At 38.0% G+C, this 18,894-nt stretch carries 24 protein-coding genes and 1 riboswitch; of the genes, 21 read left to right on the top strand and 3 right to left on the bottom strand.

The annotated features are described in order from the left end of the window. Window positions 1-112: 112 nt before the first annotated feature. The 4 genes from NSQ40_RS25455 to NSQ40_RS25440 all read left to right on the top strand — a co-directional run bounded on the left by NSQ40_RS25455 (window position 113) and on the right by NSQ40_RS25440 (window position 5,822). Window positions 113-2,494: a 3-hydroxyacyl-CoA dehydrogenase/enoyl-CoA hydratase family protein gene (locus NSQ40_RS25455; protein WP_098159427.1), complete on the top strand. Its 2,382-nt coding sequence runs from the start codon at window positions 113-115 to the stop codon at window positions 2,492-2,494. 21 nt (window positions 2,495-2,515) lie between these two features. Next, window positions 2,516-3,691 carry an acetyl-CoA C-acetyltransferase gene (locus NSQ40_RS25450; RefSeq protein ID WP_003201686.1) on the top strand — a complete coding sequence of 392 codons (1,176 nt, stop codon included), beginning with the start codon at window positions 2,516-2,518 and terminating at the stop codon, window positions 3,689-3,691. A gap of 84 nt (window positions 3,692-3,775) precedes the next feature. Beyond that, window positions 3,776-4,015, top strand: coding sequence for a hypothetical protein (locus NSQ40_RS25445; protein ID WP_003201688.1), 240 nt, complete (start codon window positions 3,776-3,778; stop codon window positions 4,013-4,015). A gap of 22 nt (window positions 4,016-4,037) precedes the next feature. After that, on the top strand, window positions 4,038-5,822 hold the full coding sequence (locus NSQ40_RS25440) for an acyl-CoA dehydrogenase family protein (protein ID WP_018765011.1): 1,785 nt from the start codon (window positions 4,038-4,040) through the stop codon (window positions 5,820-5,822). Window positions 5,823-5,914: 92 nt separating this feature from the next. Here NSQ40_RS25440 and NSQ40_RS25435 read toward each other — a convergent pair whose 3' ends face one another. Next, window positions 5,915-6,361 (bottom strand): hypothetical protein, encoded by a 447-nt coding sequence (locus tag NSQ40_RS25435; RefSeq protein ID WP_003201694.1) that lies wholly within the window; start codon window positions 6,359-6,361, stop codon window positions 5,915-5,917. 173 nt (window positions 6,362-6,534) lie between these two features. Here NSQ40_RS25435 and NSQ40_RS25430 point away from each other — a divergent pair, with 173 nt between their 5' ends. The 7 genes from NSQ40_RS25430 (at window position 6,535) to NSQ40_RS25400 (ending at window position 10,722) form a co-directional block, all read left to right on the top strand. Then, window positions 6,535-6,762, top strand: coding sequence for a helix-turn-helix transcriptional regulator (locus NSQ40_RS25430; RefSeq protein ID WP_018765010.1), 228 nt, complete (start codon window positions 6,535-6,537; stop codon window positions 6,760-6,762). Next, a complete protein-coding gene (locus tag NSQ40_RS25425) occupies window positions 6,759-7,046 on the top strand; it encodes a hypothetical protein (protein ID WP_018765009.1) in 288 nt (95 codons plus the stop codon). The genes NSQ40_RS25430 and NSQ40_RS25425 overlap by 4 nt, the downstream gene beginning before the upstream one ends. A gap of 75 nt (window positions 7,047-7,121) precedes the next feature. Continuing rightward, complete coding sequence (locus NSQ40_RS25420) at window positions 7,122-7,838, top strand: MBL fold metallo-hydrolase (RefSeq protein ID WP_003201700.1); 717 nt, start codon at window positions 7,122-7,124, stop codon at window positions 7,836-7,838. Between the two features lie 195 nt (window positions 7,839-8,033). Next, window positions 8,034-8,219 (top strand): hypothetical protein, encoded by a 186-nt coding sequence (locus NSQ40_RS25415; protein WP_006096499.1) that lies wholly within the window; start codon window positions 8,034-8,036, stop codon window positions 8,217-8,219. A gap of 13 nt (window positions 8,220-8,232) precedes the next feature. After that, window positions 8,233-8,481 carry a spore coat protein gene (locus NSQ40_RS25410; protein WP_003201703.1) on the top strand — a complete coding sequence of 83 codons (249 nt, stop codon included), beginning with the start codon at window positions 8,233-8,235 and terminating at the stop codon, window positions 8,479-8,481. A gap of 256 nt (window positions 8,482-8,737) precedes the next feature. Continuing rightward, entirely contained in the window at window positions 8,738-9,688 is a 951-nt protein-coding gene (locus NSQ40_RS25405) for an L-lactate dehydrogenase (RefSeq protein ID WP_003201704.1), read from the top strand. Window positions 9,689-9,708: 20 nt separating this feature from the next. Then, window positions 9,709-10,722: a PTS transporter subunit IIC gene (locus tag NSQ40_RS25400; protein ID WP_018765007.1), complete on the top strand. Its 1,014-nt coding sequence runs from the start codon at window positions 9,709-9,711 to the stop codon at window positions 10,720-10,722. Window positions 10,723-10,789: 67 nt separating this feature from the next. Here the strand turns inward: NSQ40_RS25400 and NSQ40_RS25395 are convergent, their stop codons facing one another. Beyond that, entirely contained in the window at window positions 10,790-11,443 is a 654-nt protein-coding gene (locus tag NSQ40_RS25395; RefSeq protein ID WP_003201709.1) for a phosphatase PAP2 family protein, read from the bottom strand. A 141-nt stretch (window positions 11,444-11,584) separates the two neighbouring features. On the opposite strand from NSQ40_RS25395, the gene NSQ40_RS25390 reads away from it, so the two are divergent. From NSQ40_RS25390 to gcvH, 3 genes are all read left to right on the top strand, one after another. Beyond that, a complete protein-coding gene (locus NSQ40_RS25390; RefSeq protein WP_018782772.1) occupies window positions 11,585-12,118 on the top strand; it encodes a hypothetical protein in 534 nt (177 codons plus the stop codon). A gap of 279 nt (window positions 12,119-12,397) precedes the next feature. After that, window positions 12,398-12,763, top strand: a complete 366-nt coding sequence (locus tag NSQ40_RS25385) for an arsenate reductase family protein (protein WP_003201715.1) — start codon at window positions 12,398-12,400, stop codon at window positions 12,761-12,763. Window positions 12,764-12,804: 41 nt separating this feature from the next. Then, entirely contained in the window at window positions 12,805-13,188 is a 384-nt protein-coding gene (gene gcvH, locus NSQ40_RS25380) for a glycine cleavage system protein GcvH (RefSeq protein WP_003201716.1), read from the top strand. Window positions 13,189-13,229: 41 nt separating this feature from the next. Here gcvH and NSQ40_RS25375 read toward each other — a convergent pair whose 3' ends face one another. Then, the gene (locus tag NSQ40_RS25375) at window positions 13,230-13,484 is read right to left on the bottom strand and encodes a hypothetical protein (protein ID WP_003201718.1); all 255 of its coding nucleotides are present in this window, start codon (window positions 13,482-13,484) and stop codon (window positions 13,230-13,232) included. Between the two features lie 153 nt (window positions 13,485-13,637). On the opposite strand from NSQ40_RS25375, the gene NSQ40_RS25370 reads away from it, so the two are divergent. The 7 genes from NSQ40_RS25370 (at window position 13,638) to sufC (ending at window position 18,885) form a co-directional block, all read left to right on the top strand. Then, window positions 13,638-13,982 carry a toprim domain-containing protein gene (locus NSQ40_RS25370; protein ID WP_000263236.1) on the top strand — a complete coding sequence of 115 codons (345 nt, stop codon included), beginning with the start codon at window positions 13,638-13,640 and terminating at the stop codon, window positions 13,980-13,982. A gap of 3 nt (window positions 13,983-13,985) precedes the next feature. After that, window positions 13,986-14,294: a thioredoxin family protein gene (locus tag NSQ40_RS25365; protein ID WP_003201723.1), complete on the top strand. Its 309-nt coding sequence runs from the start codon at window positions 13,986-13,988 to the stop codon at window positions 14,292-14,294. Window positions 14,295-14,446: 152 nt separating this feature from the next. Further along, the gene (locus NSQ40_RS25360; protein ID WP_018782774.1) at window positions 14,447-14,791 is read left to right on the top strand and encodes a hypothetical protein; all 345 of its coding nucleotides are present in this window, start codon (window positions 14,447-14,449) and stop codon (window positions 14,789-14,791) included. A 125-nt stretch (window positions 14,792-14,916) separates the two neighbouring features. Continuing rightward, window positions 14,917-15,026, top strand: a riboswitch (SAM riboswitch). A gap of 265 nt (window positions 15,027-15,291) precedes the next feature. After that, complete coding sequence (locus tag NSQ40_RS25355) at window positions 15,292-16,317, top strand: methionine ABC transporter ATP-binding protein (protein ID WP_003201726.1); 1,026 nt, start codon at window positions 15,292-15,294, stop codon at window positions 16,315-16,317. Next, window positions 16,310-16,975 carry a methionine ABC transporter permease gene (locus NSQ40_RS25350; RefSeq protein ID WP_018765001.1) on the top strand — a complete coding sequence of 222 codons (666 nt, stop codon included), beginning with the start codon at window positions 16,310-16,312 and terminating at the stop codon, window positions 16,973-16,975. The genes NSQ40_RS25355 and NSQ40_RS25350 overlap by 8 nt, the downstream gene beginning before the upstream one ends. A 79-nt stretch (window positions 16,976-17,054) precedes the next feature. Then, the gene (metQ, locus tag NSQ40_RS25345) at window positions 17,055-17,864 is read left to right on the top strand and encodes a methionine ABC transporter substrate-binding lipoprotein MetQ (protein ID WP_041488603.1); all 810 of its coding nucleotides are present in this window, start codon (window positions 17,055-17,057) and stop codon (window positions 17,862-17,864) included. 235 nt (window positions 17,865-18,099) lie between these two features. Continuing rightward, on the top strand, window positions 18,100-18,885 hold the full coding sequence (gene sufC / locus NSQ40_RS25340; protein WP_000929159.1) for a Fe-S cluster assembly ATPase SufC: 786 nt from the start codon (window positions 18,100-18,102) through the stop codon (window positions 18,883-18,885). Window positions 18,886-18,894 lie beyond the last annotated feature (9 nt).

The raw sequence follows: 18,894 nt of genomic DNA, 5'->3' as shown, positions 1-18,894 counted from the left end.
ATTGCGAAAATTTAAACAGTATCATATATTTATTAGTAGAGGCTCACTCATTGATTGCGACGCATGTCGAAAAATTGAATGAGCATTCATTCAAGAATAGGGGGAGAAATGGATGTTCCAAATTAAAAAGGCTGCTGTTCTCGGTTCTGGCGTAATGGGTTCAGGGATTGCTGCACATTTAGCCAATATCGGTATACCAACATTATTGCTTGATATTGTACCACAGGCGCTTACGAAAGAAGAGGAAGCGAAGGGGCTTACATTAGAACATAAAAGTGTGAGAAATCGTTTTAGTAACGGGGCACTGCAAAAATTAGTAAAGCAAAAGCCAGCTCCTCTTACAGTGAAAGGCAATCTGGCATTGATTGAGGCAGGAAACTTAGAGGATGACATTGAGCGCCTTGCTGATGTAGATTGGATTATCGAAGTTGTTGTTGAAAACTTAGATGTTAAAAAGAAACTATTTGAAAAAGTAGATGCTGTTCGTAAAGCTGGCTCTATTGTGAGCTCAAATACATCAGGTATTTCCGTTGAGAAAATGGCAGAAGGGCGTTCAGATGACTTTCAAAAACATTTCCTAGGAACGCATTTCTTTAACCCACCACGATATTTAAAACTTCTAGAGATTATACCGACAAAAGAAACAGATCCACAAGTGTTAAACTTCATGAAATTATTTGGCGAAGACGTTCTTGGAAAAGGCGTTGTTATTGCGAAAGATACACCAAACTTTATTGGGAACCGCATCGGTACGTACGGTTTACTTGTAACGTTGCAAGAAATGATCAAGCGCGGCTATAGCGTTGGGGAAGTTGATTCTGTAACAGGCCCATTAATCGGTCGTCCAAAGAGTGCAACGTTCCGTACGTTAGATGTTGTTGGGTTAGATACATTTGTTCATGTTGCGAACAATGTATATGAAAACGTGCAGGAAGAAGAAAGAGATGTATTTAAAGTACCAGCTTTCATGCATGACATGCTAGATAAAAAATGGCTTGGAAGTAAAACAGGTCAAGGTTTCTTCTTAAAACAAGGAAAAGAAATTTTAGAGTTAAATCCTGAGACGATGGAATATGAAGCGCGTAAGAAATTAAAAGCCGCATCCGTAGAGTTAAGTAAACAAGAAAAAGGATTAACGAACAAATTGAAAGCGCTTGTATATGCGAAGGATCGTGCAGGAGAGCTATTATGGAATATTATCACGCCAACTCTTTTATATTCTGCGAAGCTTTATAAAGAAATCGCAGATGATATTGTCGCAATTGATCAAGCGATGAAATGGGGATTTGGCTGGGAGCAAGGTCCATTTGAAGTTTGGGATGCAATTGGCGTAGAAAAATCCATTCAAAAGATGGAAGAGAACGGGCAAGTTGTTCCTGTGTGGGTAAAAGACATGTTAGAGAAAGGCTTTGGTTCTTTCTATAAACATGATAATGGTGAAAGCTATTACTACGATAACGGTGAATATAAGCTTATCCGACGTAATAAAAAAGCAATTTCTCTTAAGCAATTAAAAGAGAAAAATGGCGTGTTAAAGAAAAACAGCGGAGCGAGCTTAATTGATTTAGGCGATGGCATCCTTTGCTTAGAATTCCATTCGAAGAGCAATGCGATTGGTATGGATATTACGCAAATGATTAATTACGCTGTTGACGAAGTGGAAAAGAATTATAAAGGACTTGTTATCGGAAACCAATCGAAGAACTTCTGCGTTGGTGCAAACCTTGCGATGATCTTAATGGAAGCGCAAGATGACAACTACTTTGAAATTGAGTGGGTCGTGAAAAACTTCCAAGACGCAATGATGAAAATTAAGTACAGCTCTAAGCCAGTCGTTGCAGCGCCATATGGTATGACGCTTGGTGGCGGTACAGAAGTTTGCTTACCAGCAGCTAGCATTCAAGCTTCTAGCGAAACGTACATGGGATTAGTAGAAGTCGGCGTTGGTTTAATCCCTGGCGGTGGCGGTAACAAAGAACTATATATTAAACATTTAAACAAAATGGCAAACGGTGTGGAGTTTGACCTGCAAAAGGTTGCGAATAAAGTGTTCGAATCAGTTGCGATGGCAAAAGTATCTACATCAGCGCAAGAGGCTGTTTCTCGCAACTTCTTAGGCGATAAAGATGGTATTAGTGTGAATGGTGATCACTTACTATATGATGCAAAACAAAAAGCACTGGCTTTATATGAAGCGGGTTACAAAGCACCGATTCGTAAAAAGATACCGGTTGTTGGTGAGACAGGATATGCAACGCTTTTACTTGGAGCTGAAGCAATGCATTTATCTGGTTATATTTCCGAGTATGATTTACACATTGCGAAAAAGCTCGCATATGTCATTGCCGGCGGAAAAGTACCGTATGGAACAGAAGTTGATGAGCAGTATTTATTAGATGTGGAACGTGAAGCATTTATCAGTTTAGTAAGTGAGATGAAATCACAAGCAAGAATGCAGCACATGCTTGTAAAAGGAAAGCCATTACGTAACTAATAACGAGGGGAGATATCGTTCATGAGAGAAGCTGTCATTGTTGCGGGAGCAAGAACACCAATTGGTAAGGCAAAGAGAGGTTCATTAAAAACAGTTCGACCTGATGATTTAGGGGCATTAGTAGTAAAAGAAACGTTAAAACGTGCGAATAATTATGAAGGGCCAATTGATGATTTAATTTTCGGTTGTGCGATGCCAGAAGCAGAGCAAGGCTTAAATATGGCTCGTAATATCGGCGGATTAGCAGGACTTTCTTATGATGTTCCAGCTATTACAATTAACCGTTACTGTTCTTCAGGACTGCAAAGTATTGCTTACGGTGCAGAGCGCATTATGTTAGGACATTCAGAAGCAGTATTATCTGGCGGAGCAGAGTCTATGAGCTTAGTTCCAATGATGGGGCATGTTGTTCGCCCAAATAGCCGACTTGTAGAAGCGGCTCCAGAATATTATATGGGCATGGGACACACAGCGGAGCAAGTTGCTGTAAAATATGGAATTTCCCGTGAAGAGCAAGATGCATTCGCAGTAAGAAGTCATCAGCGTGCAGCGAAAGCGTTAGCTGATGGGAAGTTTGCTGACGAAACAGTAGCTGTGGATGTAATGCTACGCACTATTGCAGCGAATAACAAAATTCAAGAAGAAAAAATTATCTTCTCACAAGATGAAGGCGTAAGAGCGGACACAACATTAGATATCTTAGGAAAATTGCGTCCAGCATTTAACGTTCGCGGTTCTGTCACTGCTGGTAATTCTTCACAAATGAGTGATGGAGCAGCGTCAGTACTTCTGATGGATCGTGAAAAAGCAGTGAGCGATGGCATGAAGCCACTTGCGAAATTCCGTTCCTTTGCAGTAGCTGGTGTACCACCAGAAGTAATGGGAATTGGACCAATCGCAGCGATTCCGAAAGCGTTAAAATTAGCAGGATTAGAGCTATCTGATATCGGCTTATTTGAACTAAATGAAGCATTTGCTTCTCAATCGATCCAAGTTATTCGTGAGCTTGGTCTAGATGAAGAAAAAGTCAATGTCAACGGCGGTGCAATCGCACTTGGTCATCCGCTTGGCTGTACAGGAGCAAAATTAACATTATCTCTTATTCATGAAATGAAACGCCGCAATGAGCAATTCGGTATTGTAACAATGTGTATCGGTGGCGGTATGGGAGCTGCTGGGGTGTTTGAACTACTATAAAAAAGTGCAGGCGGCTCGCTCAGAACAAGAGGACGTTGGAGGCCCTGACGAAGAGGCGTTTTTTGCCTCACAGGAAGGGGTGAAATGGCCGATTGTTCCAGCCGCTGGAACTGGATTAACCAAAAAGTAGAAGCGGCTCGCTTAGAACAAGAGGACGTTGGAGGCCCTGACGAAGAGGCGTTTTTTGCCTCACAGGAAGGGGTGAAATGGCCGATTGTTTTAGCCGCTGGAACTGGATTATATAACGAAGAGTGGAAACGACTAAAGGGTATAAAAAATAAAGGAAGAGCCAGCTTCTCTCAAAGTGAGAGAAGTGGCTTATGAAAATATGAAGGAGGAAATTTTCATGGAAAAAACAGTGGGAAATGCAGTTAAAGGCGGTAGCTTTTTAGTTGATGAGATTACGATTGATCAAGTATTTACACCGGAAGATTATAGCGATGAGCATAAAATGATAGCGAAAACGACAGAGGACTTTATCGTAAATGAAGTTCTACCAGAGCTTGAATATTTAGAGCAACATGAGTTTGATCGCTCTGTTCGTTTATTAAAAGAGGCTGGCGAGCTTGGATTATTAGGCGCTGACGTACCAGAAGAATATGGCGGAATCGGTCTTGATAAAATCAGCTCAGCATTAATTGCAGAAAAATTTTCTCGCGCTGGCGGCTTTGCAATTACACACGGTGCCCACGTTGGTATCGGATCTTTACCAATCGTTTTATTCGGTAATGAAGAGCAAAAGAAACAATATTTACCGCCACTTGCAACAGGTGAAAAATTAGCTGCATACGCATTAACTGAGCCAGGATCCGGATCTGATGCATTAGGTGCGAAAACAACAGCACGCTTAAATGCAGAAGGAACGCATTACGTGTTAAATGGTGAAAAACAATGGATTACAAACTCTGCTTTCGCTGATGTATTCGTTGTATACGCAAAAGTTGATGGTGAGCACTTCACAGCGTTTATCGTAGAGAAAGAATATCCAGGCGTATCTACAAGCCCTGAAGAAAAGAAAATGGGTATCAAATGTTCTTCTACTCGTACATTAATTTTAGAAGATGCATTAGTACCAAAAGAAAATGTACTTGGTGAAATTGGTAAAGGTCATATTATCGCTTTCAACATTTTAAATATTGGCCGCTACAAATTAGGTGTTGGTACAGTTGGTTCTTCAAAACGTGCGTTAGAAATTTCAGCACAATATGCAAATCAGCGTCAACAGTTCAAACAACCAATCGCTCGCTTCCCATTAATTCAAGAAAAACTTGCAAATATGGCAGCGAAAATTTATGCAGCAGAAAGCTCTGTATATCGTACAGTTGGTTTATTTGAAAGCCATATGAGCACATTAACAGAAGAGCAAGTAAAAGATGGTAAGGCTGTAGCAGCTTCTATTGCTGAATATGCAATTGAGTGCTCGTTGAATAAAGTATTCGGTTCTGAAGTATTAGACTATGTAGTAGATGAAGGCGTGCAAATTCATGGTGGTTACGGATTTATGGCAGAGTATGAGATTGAAAGAATGTACCGCGATTCTCGTATTAACCGTATTTTCGAAGGCACGAACGAAATCAACCGCTTAATCGTACCAGGTACGTTCTTACGTAAAGCGATGAAAGGTGAATTACCACTTCTTCAAAAAGCGCAAAAATTACAAGAAGAGTTAATGATGATGATGCCTGAAGAAGTAGGCGATGAGCCATTAGCGCTTCAAAAATATTTAGTAAATAACGCGAAGAAAATCGGCTTAATGGTAGCTGGATTAGCTGTTCAAAAATACGGTAAAGCATTAGATAAAGAGCAAGAAGTTCTTGTTAACATTGCAGATATCGTAAGCAACTTATACGCAATGGAATCAGCTGTTCTTCGTACAGAAAAAGCAATCAAAGCAACTGGTCTTGAAAAGAATAAACAAAAAGTATTGTACACTGAAGTATTCTGCCAAGAAGCGTTCAACCAAATCGAAGCAGATGCGAAAGAAACAATTATCGCAGTTGAAAATGGTGATATGCTGCGCATGATGTTATCAGCGCTTCGCAAATTCACACGTCACACGCCGCTTAACGTAATTCCGAAGAAACGTGAAATTGCTGCGAAAGTGTTAGAGGATGAGCGTTATACAGTTTAATGAGTAATTAAAAACAGTAGTCACGTTTGTGGCTACTGTTTTTCTTAGTTTTGTTAAAAGAACGGCGAGCATAGTAAAAATAACAGTTTAAATTAATCTTCACTAATTACTCCGTATCTCATTTTATCTCCCATCCACGAACTGACATCTCTCCATTTTACACTTTTCGCAGAAATCCAGCTTACTTCATATGGTGTGACCTCGTTAGGTTGCCAGCCGATATCATCTGCCCAATAAAATAAATTGTTTTGTAATAGAAGAGATGCGCCGAAAATGATTGAATCATGATTTTCAGGTGGCGGAGTTAAATGAAATTGTGTAACACCTTCAAAGAGTAACTCTATTGCGGAGGGGTTTTCATACTGTCTTTGAAAAAGTATCCTTACATTTGTACCAGATGACATGCCCATAGCAAGATTCTCATCTACACAGCTATCTGTCCACAAATATAATTCTTTCAAACAACTATCGTGAAAGCCTCCAAATAAATGAAGGAGGTTTTCAATATTTTCTTTTGTTTTGATTGTATTCCAACTCATATAGCACCTACTTTACAGATATTTTAGTTCGGTTTTACTTTATTTCTATTGTACTAAATTGCTATTACTTTAACTGACGAATTTTTGTATTATGAAAATGTTAAAAATAATTTACAAAATGTTAAAAATAAATTACAATCAATATATAGAAAATAATGTGAAATGGAGGGCTTATGAATCAGAGAGGAATGTTACAAAACAACCTGATTGCACTTCGAGCAGAGAAGCGATGGTCACAAACGGAATTAGCAAATCGCGTGGGCGTTAGTAGGCAAACAATAGCTTCTATTGAAGCAAATCGATACAATCCATCTCTTATTTTAGCTTTTGAAATTGCTCATGTTCTTGGTAAGGAGTTTCATGAAGTCTTTCAATATACGATAGAGGGGGAAATGGAATGATAATAGCAATAGGAATGGTCGCATCAATCGCAGGGTTAATTGGGGTGTTATATTCAACACGTTTTGAAAAGAAAGAGGGAAATGATGAGAGAGGGGATCAAATTACAGGAAATGCTGCAAAAATCTCGTTATTTGTATTCTTACTTTCGTATTTAATTATTTTTCTAATCGGTAACCTATATTCATTAACGAATGAACAGTATAAATTAGCAAATGCATGTTTATTGGCAGGAGTATTATGCTCCTATTCATTATCTATTTTAGTTTTGAGAAAAAGATATTAGATGAGAAAGAGCTGTTTTACATATTAATTTGTAAACAGCTCTTTTTGTTATGTTTGATTAGAAAGGATGAATGAGATGCGAATCGTACATAAAAGTACAATTTATCAATTAGCATTTTTTCCAAATCTATTTCCAATCAATTGCTATTTCGTTGAAGAAGAAAAAGGATTAACTTTAATTGATGCAGCATTGTCGTTTAGTGCAAAGAAGATTTTAGAATCAGCTCGAACAATCGGAAAACCAATTACGAACATTGTTATAACACATGTACATGATGATCATGTAGGTGCAATTGATGCGTTGAAGCAGGTACTTCCTGATGTTCCTGTTCATATTTCAAAAAGAGATTCCCGCTTGCTTGAAGGAGATATGTCATTGCAGCAAGGGGAAGCGAACGTTCCAATAAAAGTTGGAGTATCTAAAAAAATACAGACGATCCCAGATGTGCTTCTGCAGGAGGGAAATCAAGTTGGTTCTCTTTTAGCAATTATGGCACCAGGACATACACCGGGTTCGATGGCCTTTTTGGATACAAGAAATGATGCACTGATTGCTGGAGACGCATTTCAAACCAGGGGAGGGGTTGCGGTGGCAGGCCAGATTAAGTGGCTCTTTCCGTTTCCTGTGTTTGGAACGTGGCATGCAGAAACAGCATTAAAGAGCGCTCAGAAACTGCTACGATATAAACCGTCTGTATTGGCGACAGGGCACGGAAAGATGATTGAGGATCCGATGTTACGTATGCAACGAGCGATTGAAGAAGCTGAGCGAAATTTAGCGAGAAAGGTGTAAAGAAATGGGGAGATGAAGTGATGTGGGGGGAGTTTTAATTGAAAAGGTCCCTCAATAATTTAGAGGATTCTTTACTAAGAATGAACCTTTTATTTTTTAGTGAATCATCATCTTATACCCTCACTTTACATGCATACAATCCGAAAAAGAATAAATACTAAATGTTGAATGACTAAAGAAAGGAAGGTTTTTATTATGCCAAACTTAACAGAGCTTGAGCTTGAAAATTTACGTCATCTTATTGGAGGGCATGCGACAGTTGCAAATAAACTAGATCAGTATGCGCAGCAGTGTACAGATCCTCAATTGAAACAAATGCTACAACAAGATGCACAAGCTGCAAGAAATACAAAACAACAATTAATGTCCTTTTTAGGCTAGGAGGGTATCGATTATGAATGAAAAAGATATGGTTAACGATTATTTATCGGAATTAAATGCTAGTTTGACTAGTTATGCGAATTACATAGCAGAGTCAAATAACGAACAGTTACATCAAACGCTGATTCACATTCGAAATCAGGATGAAATGAGACAACGTAATGTATATAAATATGCATTACAAAAAGGACATTATAAGCCAGCTGCTCCTGCAAATCCAACGGTTGTTCAGCAGCTGAAAAGTCAATTAAGCGCACAGTAATGAATAAAAAAAGCGAGTGAATATCAGATGATAATTCACTCGCTTTTTAATTTATATATATATGTCAATAAACATGTATAAAATATTTTTTTAGTTGTAACAAATATGACGAAAAGTTTGTAAGGTATGTCACAAAAAGTACAAAATATTGCTCAGTGTTTCACAAAGTATCCATGGTTTCTACAGTGAGAATCTCTATAATAAAAAGTGTAAAGAACAAACAAAAACATTACATGATTACTTAGGAGAGGTTCTTATGAATAGAAACACAAGAAAAATCGCAATTATTGGTACTGGATTAGTTGGATCAAGCTGTGCGTATTCAATTGTGAATCAAGGTATCTGTGAAGAGTTGGCATTAATTGATATAAATCATGAACGTGCAGTTGGAGAAGCGATGGATTTATCACACTGCATTAACTTTACAAATACAAGAACAAAAGTGTATGCAGGCGATTATGAGGACTGCAAGGATATGGACATTGTTATTATTACAGCGGGTCCAGCTCCAAAACCAGGACAAAGTCGTTTGGATACTTTAGGAGCAAGCGCGAAAGTTATGGAAAGTGTTGTAGCAGGTGTAATGGAAAGCGGATTTGACGGTATCTTCTTAATTGCATCGAATCCAGTTGATATTATTACTTATCAAGTTTGGAAATTATCTGGTTTACCAAGAAATCGTGTGCTTGGTACAGGTACATCATTAGACTCTTCACGCTTAAGAACAATTTTATCTGAAATGCTTGAAGTAGACCCTCGTAGCATCCATGGTTACTCATTAGGTGAGCATGGTGATTCACAAATGGTTGCTTGGTCTCACGTAACAGTTGGTGGAAAACCAATTTTGCAAATTTTAGAAGAGCAAAAAGAACGTTTCGGTGAAATCGATTTAGATGAAATTGTTGAGAAAACTGCTAAAGCTGGTTGGGAAATTTATAAACGTAAGGGTACTACTTATTATGGAATTGGTAACTCACTCGCTTATATTGCAAGTTCTATCTTTAATGATGATCACCGCGTGATTGCTGTTTCAGCAATTTTAGATGGTGAATATGGCGAATATAATATTTGTACAGGTGTACCAGCAATTATTACAAGAGATGGTGTAAAAGAAGTTGTAGAACTAAACTTAACAGAAGCTGAAGAAGACCGATTTGCACAATCAAATGATGTTTTACGTGACTATATGAAAACAATTGGTTACTAAACTAGGAGAAGGTGAAATAGATGAAGGAATATATAATGTCTCGTGTATTTAAAGGTTCTGCCGGAATTGCACAAGGTATTTTCGTATCCCTTGGAATTGGTTTACTTATCGAAAACATAGGAAGAATTGTTGATATTCCGATGTTAATTACAATTGGAGTTGTTGCGAAATCACTGATGGCACCAGCAATTGGAGCAGGGATTGCTTTCATGCTTGGGGCAAACGGACTTGTCATTTTCTCAGCGATGGTTGCCGGAGCGATTGGAGCAGGGTCGATTTCGATGACTGAAGCCGGCTTAATTATTAAAACTGGTGAACCAATTGGTGCGTTATTAACAGCAACTCTAGCGGTTTATATCGGTAAAAGATTAAGCGGAAAAACTGCTTTAGATATGATGCTCGTTCCATTTGCAGCAATATTAGGGTCTGGTATAGTTGGTATTTGGTTATCTCAAAATATTAGTCCTGTATTAAATACAGTTGGCGCATTTATTAAAGACAGCTCAGCTGGTAGCCCATTTATTGCTTCGATCGTGCTTGCGGTTGTTTGGGGGCTATTACTTATCTCTCCAGCTTCATCAGCAGCTCTAGCAATTGCACTTAGCCTAGACGGTGTTGCAGGCGGCGCAGCACTTGCAGGATGTGTCGCTCAATTTATCGGATTCGCTGTTATCTCCGCAAAAGAAAACAATTTAGGTGGTATTTTAGCACAAGCACTTTGTACTCCGAAAGTACAGTTGCCAAACATTACTAAAAATCCAATGATTCTCGTCCCAACTGTCGTTGCTAGCGCCATTGTGGGTCCTGTTTCTGCACTGATTTTCCACTTGGAAGCAGGTAAAGAAATTGCAGGTCTTGGATTAAGCTCTCTTATTGCACCAATTAACTTAATTTCCAGCCAAGGATTCGGTGTTGTACCAGCAATGGTCATCACTTATATCGTAATCCCAGTAGCTGTTTCTTATATACTTTACAGCGCGTTAAAAAAAGCCGGCCGTATTCATTCTGGCGATATGACTGTGCCACAATCTTAAGTTACAATTGAAAATCTCCTTTATATAGATAAAAGCAGACTGAAGAAGCCACAGTCTGCTTTTTTGTTTACATTTTATAGGTTTGTCTCGCAGGAATTGTAATCGTGTCTTTTCGGTTTACTAGTAAAAGCTGCACACCGAAGTATAGTGTACTCGCAACTGCCATACCGGAAACGGCATCTAAGAAGGCATGCTGCTTTGTAAATAGCGTTGATAAAACAATGAGTGTACCAAAGAAAGTAAGGATCAAATATTCCCATCTATGCTGCTCTCTTCGCTTATAAGCAGCTAACATAATTACAAATGTTGTGAGAACGTGGATGCTAGGAAAACAGTTTACAGGTTGATCAATGCTATAAATATAGCGAACTAAGTCAGAAAATACATCTGTCCCTACTACTGTTGGACGTGGTACGGTTGTTTGCCAAAAGTAGTAAATCGAAAAGCACGTAAGCTTTCCTAGGATAACGCTGCTTAATGTTACATAATATTGTTTTCGATCTTTAAAGCAATAATAAATGAGTGCGCCGTATAAGTATGGGAACCAAATTAAATACGGAATAATAAATGCCTTCACAAATGGAATCCAATCATCAACTACTGTTGTAACATCAACAGCATGAACACCAGATTTATTCAGTACATCGTAAAGGGGACTTACGAGTACGAGTAGAAGTATATAACTTAATGGAAGAAAAGATGAAAGTTTATATTTTTTCATGACTATCTCCTAGTGTTTAGTAATGTAAGTAAATCCAGTTGATTATAATATAGAAAATCAAAATGGGCTATTGATTTTACTTACATTTTTTTGCATTAACCTTACATTTTTGTCACTTGACTTTTAATGGGAGGATGAGATATGAAACGTTTGCTTATTTTGTTGGTTCTTATATTGTTATGTCTCGTGGGAGCTGGATGTGCAAAGAATAAGGATGTGCCATCTGCTTTAGAGTATAGCGGGAGAGCGCTTGTAATTGGAGTTATCGGTGAGGCGCCAAAGGATACATTTAGAAACATAAAGTTTGTGAAGGTGAATTTAGATCAGATAAAAGAGAAATCAGAGAAAGTCGACGGATTTCTCGTTATGAAAGAATATTTTCAAGAAGCATCAGAAGAAAAATATACAGAGCTATTTTTAGGGTTAAAAAAGCCAGTGTTTTTTATCGGTTTAAAGGATAAGCCATATTTGATTTTTATAGAAAAAGATTTGGATTATAACAATGCACCAACAGATAAAGCAATGATGTATACACAAGGATTTGTAAATCTAGGAAGTAGTGAAGGGCAGTATTGGGGCACTGGTTTATACAATGATACGATTTCGGAGCAAAGTATTCATAATATGTATATATACGTATTTCAAACGATTGCAGATTATTTGAGCAGGCATTGAGAAGCTCCGGACTAGGGGCTTTTTATTTTTTAGTTATTTAAATAAACGTTTGTTTAAGATGTATGTTCGGTCTAAATGATACATAATGAATGAAGAGGGGAAATTTTTATATTTATTTTTTTATATATTATTTTTCTTTAAATGGCGGAAAATAAGGAAAATTTGCAGGATAAAAGAAAATTGTCGCGAAATAAGTTAAAGTTTGGAGAAGAATCGTTTGAAATAATAAAACGTTTTCTATATGATAAAGGTAAAGGTTAGTAAAAAGTAGGTGAATTTATGGCAGTAACATTTTATTCATATCCAAAGTGTGGCACATGTCAAAAAGCAAAAAAATGGTTTGAGGCAAACGATGTAGCATATGAAATGATTCATATTGTTGAAAATCCACCATCAAAAGAAGATTTGCGTAATTTACATGCGAAAAGTGAATTGCCATTAAAAAAATTCTTTAATACAAGTGGAATGCGTTACCGTGAACTTGGCTTAAAAGATAAGTTAAAAGATGCAAGTGAAGACGAAATGTTTGAGCTATTAGCATCTGATGGCATGTTGATTAAACGTCCAATCGTAACAGATGGCACGAATGTAACACTTGGTTTTAACGAAGAGCAGTTTGAAAGTGTGTGGAAAAAGTACCAATAAGGTATTTTTACATAATTAATACATTCACTGGAGGTACAGTCATGAGCATTCCAAATCATTTACGTTACTCTGAAGAACACGAATGGGTAAAAACTGAAGGCAACGAAGTTGTTATCGGTATTACTCATTTTGCACAAAGTGAGTTAGGCGATATCGTATTCGTTGAACTTCCTGAAGTAGGTGCGACACTTGAAGCTGACGAGCCATTCGGAAGCGTAGAATCTGTTAAAACAGTTTCTGAATTATACGCACCTGTAAGTGGTAAAGTTGTGGCAGTAAACGAAGAATTAAGCGACCAACCAGAACTTGTTAACGAATCTCCGTACGAAGGTGCATGGATGGTTAAGATTGAACTTTCTGATGCAAGTGAAGTAGAGAAGTTATTATCTGCAGAACAATACGCAGAAATGACAAACCAAGACTAATTTTAGTTGAGATAAAAAGGACAGCCTATGTGCTGTCCTTTTTATTTTTCATTGCGTAAAAGGACACCTTCTGTGCTAGAAGCTCCATCCCCCTCACATTCTGAGCGAGCCACCTGCGCTTTTCTTTTAATCCAGCTCCAGCGGTAAGGATGCTCGGTGGATTCCCTTCTTCCTGCGAGGCAAAAAAGCGTCTTTACGTCAGGAATTCCAACGTCCTTCTGTTCTGAGCGAGCCGCTTCCACTTTTCTTTGTCCAGCTCCGCCTCCTAGCCCTTCATGTCTAAGAACCTTCCGCACAAGAAGACAAAAAACGCCTTCTGTGCGAAAGAGCCTTAGCCAACAGGGCTAAACAGTTTCACAAAAATAAACAGGAAACAACATGAAAAGAACGAATATACTATATACTAAAGTAAGGTTGTTTTATAGTATATGGTGATCGGGTGATGACATATGGTCTATGTAGAGAAAGTCATTATTGTCGAAGGAAAATCAGATAGAAGAAAGATTGAATCTATTATTCGCGAACCAGTGGAAATTGTTTGTACAAATGGTACAATTGGTTTGTCGAAAATGGATGAACTCATTGATCAGTTTTTTGATAAAGAAGTATATGTGCTAGTGGATGCTGATGCTGCAGGTGAAAAGCTCAGAAAACAATTTCGTAAAGAATTTCCGCAAGCTGAGCATATTTACATTGATCGTTCGTATCGTGAAGTGGCAACTGCTCCTTCTAATCATTTAGCGAACGTATTATGGGGAGCTGACATTGACGTTTATACAGAATATTTACGGTAAGGAATGATAGAAGTGATTGACTGGACAGGTGCTGAAGCTACAGCTTTAATAGCAGACCAAGAAAAAACAGTGTTATATGTATATACACCGATGTGTGGAACATGCCAATTAGCAAAGAAGATGTTAACAGTTGTAGAAGCTACTATATCTAATTTGGAAATAGGAATGCTAGATTTAAATTACGCTCCGCATTTAGCGCGAGAATATGAGGTAGAAAGTGTACCTTGTTTACTCGTATTTGAGCGGGGAACACTTATGAAGAAAATATATGCATTTCATTCAGTTGAATATTTATATACGGAATTACAGTAGGCGGCAATGTTTTTGCCGCCTCGACATATTTCTTGGGAAATATGCCTGAAAGATAGAAGTGATACGTTATTTGTCGAGAGAAAGTAACAGGATTGCCCTTTAAGAAGATGGAATGGTATTTAGTAGAAAGTGATATGAAGGATGTGATTAGAATGGGATTATATTCGTTGCTTCAATCATTTGTAACGTATGCCAATAGCCAATATCATTTAGAGCCACTTCTACGGCAAGGAGAAAAAATAATTAATATCCGTTTGGGAGCTGAGTGTTATTCACTTCAAATCTCAAGAGAGTATATACAAATTTTGAAAGGAACCGAGGGAACAGAACAAATTGTTTGTTTTGGGGAGGAAGACCTACAGCGATTAGTTACTGGGAATATTCGGTTACAAACTTTAATTAATAATGGGCGTGTACACTATTCTGGAACGTATCGCACGATGCTATTATTTGAATCAGTGTTTCATATATGTAAACCAATGCCGGTAGGTGCTTAATATTCCGAAGTTTCGTTTTTTGTGAAAATTCCTGTTGACATAGTGGGTGTATATTGATAGAATTCAATTCATAAAATATAGACAATTTCATAAAATTCAAATCAGACGAAAATTGAATCTGATTTCTCTTATCAAGAGAGGTGGAGGGACTGAGCCCTATGAAACCCGGCAACCGTCAACTTTTATGTTGAAATGGTGCCAATTCCTGCAAAGCAAATGCTTTGAGAGATGAGAGGAAGGGATAATGTTGATATACGCATATAAACCTTTCTGCTCATTCTAGAGGCAGAAAGGTTTTTTTGTTGTTTGAATGAGGAGGACGTTCGAATAATAAAAAGAGCCGCTTATGCGTTTTAAGAAATCTAGCTCCAGCGGCTAGAACATTCGGTCGTTTCACCCCTTCCTGCGAGGTGAAAAGCGCCTCTATGTCAGGGGTTCCAACGCCCTCTTGTTCTGAGCAAGCCGCTTGCGCTTTTTAAATCAAAAAGGGGTGATACACCATGATTCTATTAGAGAACGTAAAGAAAATATATAAGTCAAAAAGCGGTGATGTCACTGCTGTGGATAACGCCAATTTAAAAATAGAGAAAGGTGAGATATTTGGTGTTATCGGATATAGTGGTGCTGGGAAAAGTTCTTTAATTCGATTGTTTAATCAATTAGAGAAACCAACTTCCGGACAGATTACGATAGCTAATCGAGTTATTTCCACAATTACAGGGAGTGAACTTCGAAAGGCAAGACAAGAAATTGGAATGATTTTTCAGCATTTTAACTTACTGTGGTCACGAACTGTACGTGAAAATATCGCTTTTCCACTTGAAATTGCAGGTGTAGATAAAGTGCAGCGAAGAAAGCGTGTGGATGAGTTGATTCATCTTGTTGGATTGGAAGGTAGAGGTGATGCGTATCCATCTCAATTGAGCGGCGGGCAAAAGCAACGCGTTGGGATTGCAAGAGCATTAGCGAATAATCCAAAGGTGCTCTTGTGTGATGAAGCGACATCAGCACTTGATCCAGAAACCACAGATCAAATTTTAGATTTACTATTAGATATTAATAAACGTCTTGGATTAACAATTGTACTGATTACACATGAAATGCATGTGATTCAAAAAATTTGTAATCGTGTTGCGGTAATGGAAAAAGGAAAAATTGTGGAGACTGGTCCTGTACTAGATGTATTCCGTAATCCACAGCAGGAGATTACAAAGCGTTTTGTTAAGCAAATAACAGATTCTGAAGATGCGGATGAAGCAATTGAACATTTAGCAGAGAAGTATCCGGAAGGCAAGGTTGTAAAGCTGCAATTTATTGGTGAAGTAGTAGAAAGACCTGTCTTGCAGGAACTCATGAAGCAAGATGGCGTGGAAGTAAGCATTCTGCAAGGGAACATTGCACAAACGGCAAACGGGGCGTATGGAAGTTTAATTGTCCACTTAAATGGTGCTGAAGATGTGGTTGCAAAAGCAATTGCGACGATTCAACAAGAGCAAGTCGAGCTGGAGGTGATTGCACATGGATAATTTGTTTCAAAATGTCGATTGGGACAAAATGCTAGAGGCTACGGGAGAAACGTTATACATGACGGCAGTTGCCGCGCTTGCAACGTTTGTCTTAGGTCTTATTTTGGGATTGCTACTGTTTCTGACAGGAAAAGATAATCTCTGGGAAAACAAGCCAGTTAATATTGTAATTGGTGCGTTTGTAAATATTTTTCGTTCGATCCCGTTTATTATTTTAATCATTTTACTTATTCCATTTACGAAGCTTCTTCTAAACACGATTCTAGGTGCAAGTGCCGCATTACCAGCATTAATTGTTGGGGCAGCACCGTTCTATGCGAGAATGGTCGAAATCGCACTTCGTGAAATTGATAAAGGTGTCATTGAAGCATCAAAGGCGATGGGAGCAAAGACAAGTACAATTATTTTAAAAGTACTTATACCAGAATCTTTGCCAGCGCTTGTTTCCGGGATTACGGTAACAGCTATTGCGCTTGTCGGTTACACAGCAATGGCTGGAGTGGTCGGAGCAGGTGGACTTGGTACACTTGCTTATTTAGAAGGGTTTCAGCGCAATAATAGTGATGTAACGCTTATGGCAACAATTCTTGTACTTGTGATTGTATTTATCATTCAAATGCTTGGTGACTTGCTCACGAAGCGTCTTGATAAAAGATAAAGAGAAGTCTTCGTGTAAGACGAAGACTTCCTACAGCTTTTTAATTTTGAATATTGAAAAAAAGAAAGGGTGTCATAACATGAAAAAGGTATTACTTTCAGCACTTCTTGCTGTATTTGTGTTTGCATTAGCTGCTTGTAGCGGCGGAAAAGACGAAAAGAAACTTGTAGTTGGTGCTTCTAACGTACCGCATGCAGTTATTCTAGAAAAAGCGAAACCAATCTTAGAGAAAAAAGGGATTAAATTAGATATTAAGCCATTCCAAGATTACGTATTGCCAAATAAAGCACTAGCTGATAAAGATCTTGATGCAAACTATTTCCAACATATTCCGTATTTAGATAAAGAGATTCAAGAAAAAGGATACAAATTTGTAAACGCAGGGAAAATTCATTTAGAGCCGATGGGGATTTACTCAAAGAAATATAAAAACTTAAAAGATCTTCCAAACGGCGGAACAGTGATTATGAGTAATAACGTATCAGAGCGTGGACGTATGTTAGGACTTCTGCAAAAAGGCGGCGTTATTAAACTGAAAGATGGCGTAGATATCGTCAAAGCGACAGAAAAAGATATTGTGGAAAATCCGAAAAACTTGAAGTTTAAAACAGATGTGGAGCCAGGTCTTACACCAAAATTATATGAGAACAACGAAGGTGACGCATTATTCATTAACTCAAACTATGCAATTGATGCAAAATTATACCCAACAAAAGATGCAATTGCTCTTGAAGGATCAGAGTCTCCTTATGCAAATATTATTGCGGTTCGTAAAGGTGACGAAAATAGAAAAGAAATTAAAGAGCTTGTAGAAGTGTTACACTCAAAAGAAATTCAAGATTTTATTAAGAAAGAATATAAGGGCGCTGTACTTCCAGTAAGTGAATAGGCGTAGGAAAGGGCTAGGAAATTTCTAGCCCTTTTTTCTTTATATATAAGAAGAAAAGTGTATCATAAGAGGATGTGAGGGAAGTACTTATATACATTTGTGAAAAAATTGTTACATTTTCTCAGCGTTTGCGATAACATTTTATTTGATATAAAATGAGAATGAGAATAAAATGAGAATGTGAATGTTTTAGGAATTTTTAAAATGTATATAGAGGATTAATGGAGGTATTGAGATGGCTGGTTCTACATTAACGGTTAAAGACTTACATGTATCAATCGATGGTAAAGAAATTTTAAAAGGTGTAAACCTTGAAGTAAAAGGTGGAGAAATCCACGCAATTATGGGACCTAATGGAACAGGTAAATCAACTTTATCTTCTGCAATTATGGGTCACCCAAAATATGAAGTAACAGAAGGAAGCATCATCATCGACGGTGAAGATGTATTAGAAATGGAAGTAGATGAGCGCGCACAAGCAGGTCTATTCCTAGCAATGCAATATCCAAGTGAAATTAGCGGAGTAACAAACGCTGACTTCTTACGTTCTGCAATTAATGCACGACGCGAGGAAGGCGATGAAATTTCTCTTATGAAATTTATCCGTACATTAGATAAAAACATGGAATTCCTAGAAATGGATCCAGAAATGGCACAACGTTACTTAAACGAAGGTTTCTCTGGCGGTGAGAAAAAACGTAACGAAATTCTTCAATTAATGATGATTGAGCCAAAAATCGCAATCTTAGACGAAATCGACTCTGGTCTTGATATCGATGCATTAAAAGTTGTATCTAAAGGTATTAACGAAATGCGCGGCGAAGAGTTCGGCTGCCTAATGATTACGCATTACCAACGTTTATTAAACTACATTACTCCAGACTTCGTTCACGTTATGATGAACGGTCGCATCGTTAAATCTGGTGGCCCTGAGCTTGCACAACGTCTAGAAGCTGAAGGTTACGACTGGATCAAAAAAGAATTAGGTATTGAAGACGAAACAGCAGAGCAAGAAGCGTAAGAGAGGAGC

It is taken from the genome of Bacillus sp. FSL K6-6038, assembly GCF_038050455.1.
GTDB lineage: Bacteria > Bacillota > Bacilli > Bacillales > Bacillaceae_G > Bacillus_A > Bacillus_A pseudomycoides.
This window is presented reverse-complemented; position numbering and strand designations above follow the sequence as displayed.

What these genes read in the sequence shown, in the direction of transcription:
- NSQ40_RS25405 (WP_003201704.1), top strand. Translation starts at nt 8,738, where the DNA reads ATGAATAGAAACACAAGAAAAATCGCAATTATTGGTACTGGATTAGTT.
- gcvH (WP_003201716.1), top strand. Translation starts at nt 12,805, where the DNA reads ATGAGCATTCCAAATCATTTACGTTACTCTGAAGAACACGAATGGGTA.
- NSQ40_RS25350 (WP_018765001.1), top strand. Translation starts at nt 16,310, where the DNA reads ATGGATAATTTGTTTCAAAATGTCGATTGGGACAAAATGCTAGAGGCT.
- NSQ40_RS25400 (WP_018765007.1), top strand. Translation starts at nt 9,709, where the DNA reads ATGAAGGAATATATAATGTCTCGTGTATTTAAAGGTTCTGCCGGAATT.
- NSQ40_RS25445 (WP_003201688.1), top strand. Translation starts at nt 3,776, where the DNA reads ATGGCCGATTGTTCCAGCCGCTGGAACTGGATTAACCAAAAAGTAGAA.
- NSQ40_RS25425 (WP_018765009.1), top strand. Translation starts at nt 6,759, where the DNA reads ATGATAATAGCAATAGGAATGGTCGCATCAATCGCAGGGTTAATTGGG.
- NSQ40_RS25390 (WP_018782772.1), top strand. Translation starts at nt 11,585, where the DNA reads ATGAAACGTTTGCTTATTTTGTTGGTTCTTATATTGTTATGTCTCGTG.
- NSQ40_RS25365 (WP_003201723.1), top strand. Translation starts at nt 13,986, where the DNA reads ATGATAGAAGTGATTGACTGGACAGGTGCTGAAGCTACAGCTTTAATA.
- NSQ40_RS25440 (WP_018765011.1), top strand. Translation starts at nt 4,038, where the DNA reads ATGGAAAAAACAGTGGGAAATGCAGTTAAAGGCGGTAGCTTTTTAGTT.
- NSQ40_RS25410 (WP_003201703.1), top strand. Translation starts at nt 8,233, where the DNA reads ATGAATGAAAAAGATATGGTTAACGATTATTTATCGGAATTAAATGCT.
- NSQ40_RS25395 (WP_003201709.1), bottom strand. Translation starts at nt 11,443, where the DNA reads ATGAAAAAATATAAACTTTCATCTTTTCTTCCATTAAGTTATATACTT.
- NSQ40_RS25360 (WP_018782774.1), top strand. Translation starts at nt 14,447, where the DNA reads ATGGGATTATATTCGTTGCTTCAATCATTTGTAACGTATGCCAATAGC.
- metQ (WP_041488603.1), top strand. Translation starts at nt 17,055, where the DNA reads ATGAAAAAGGTATTACTTTCAGCACTTCTTGCTGTATTTGTGTTTGCA.
- NSQ40_RS25435 (WP_003201694.1), bottom strand. Translation starts at nt 6,361, where the DNA reads ATGAGTTGGAATACAATCAAAACAAAAGAAAATATTGAAAACCTCCTT.
- NSQ40_RS25430 (WP_018765010.1), top strand. Translation starts at nt 6,535, where the DNA reads ATGAATCAGAGAGGAATGTTACAAAACAACCTGATTGCACTTCGAGCA.
- NSQ40_RS25415 (WP_006096499.1), top strand. Translation starts at nt 8,034, where the DNA reads ATGCCAAACTTAACAGAGCTTGAGCTTGAAAATTTACGTCATCTTATT.
- sufC (WP_000929159.1), top strand. Translation starts at nt 18,100, where the DNA reads ATGGCTGGTTCTACATTAACGGTTAAAGACTTACATGTATCAATCGAT.
- NSQ40_RS25370 (WP_000263236.1), top strand. Translation starts at nt 13,638, where the DNA reads ATGGTCTATGTAGAGAAAGTCATTATTGTCGAAGGAAAATCAGATAGA.
- NSQ40_RS25355 (WP_003201726.1), top strand. Translation starts at nt 15,292, where the DNA reads ATGATTCTATTAGAGAACGTAAAGAAAATATATAAGTCAAAAAGCGGT.
- NSQ40_RS25385 (WP_003201715.1), top strand. Translation starts at nt 12,398, where the DNA reads ATGGCAGTAACATTTTATTCATATCCAAAGTGTGGCACATGTCAAAAA.
- NSQ40_RS25455 (WP_098159427.1), top strand. Translation starts at nt 113, where the DNA reads ATGTTCCAAATTAAAAAGGCTGCTGTTCTCGGTTCTGGCGTAATGGGT.
- NSQ40_RS25450 (WP_003201686.1), top strand. Translation starts at nt 2,516, where the DNA reads ATGAGAGAAGCTGTCATTGTTGCGGGAGCAAGAACACCAATTGGTAAG.
- NSQ40_RS25420 (WP_003201700.1), top strand. Translation starts at nt 7,122, where the DNA reads ATGCGAATCGTACATAAAAGTACAATTTATCAATTAGCATTTTTTCCA.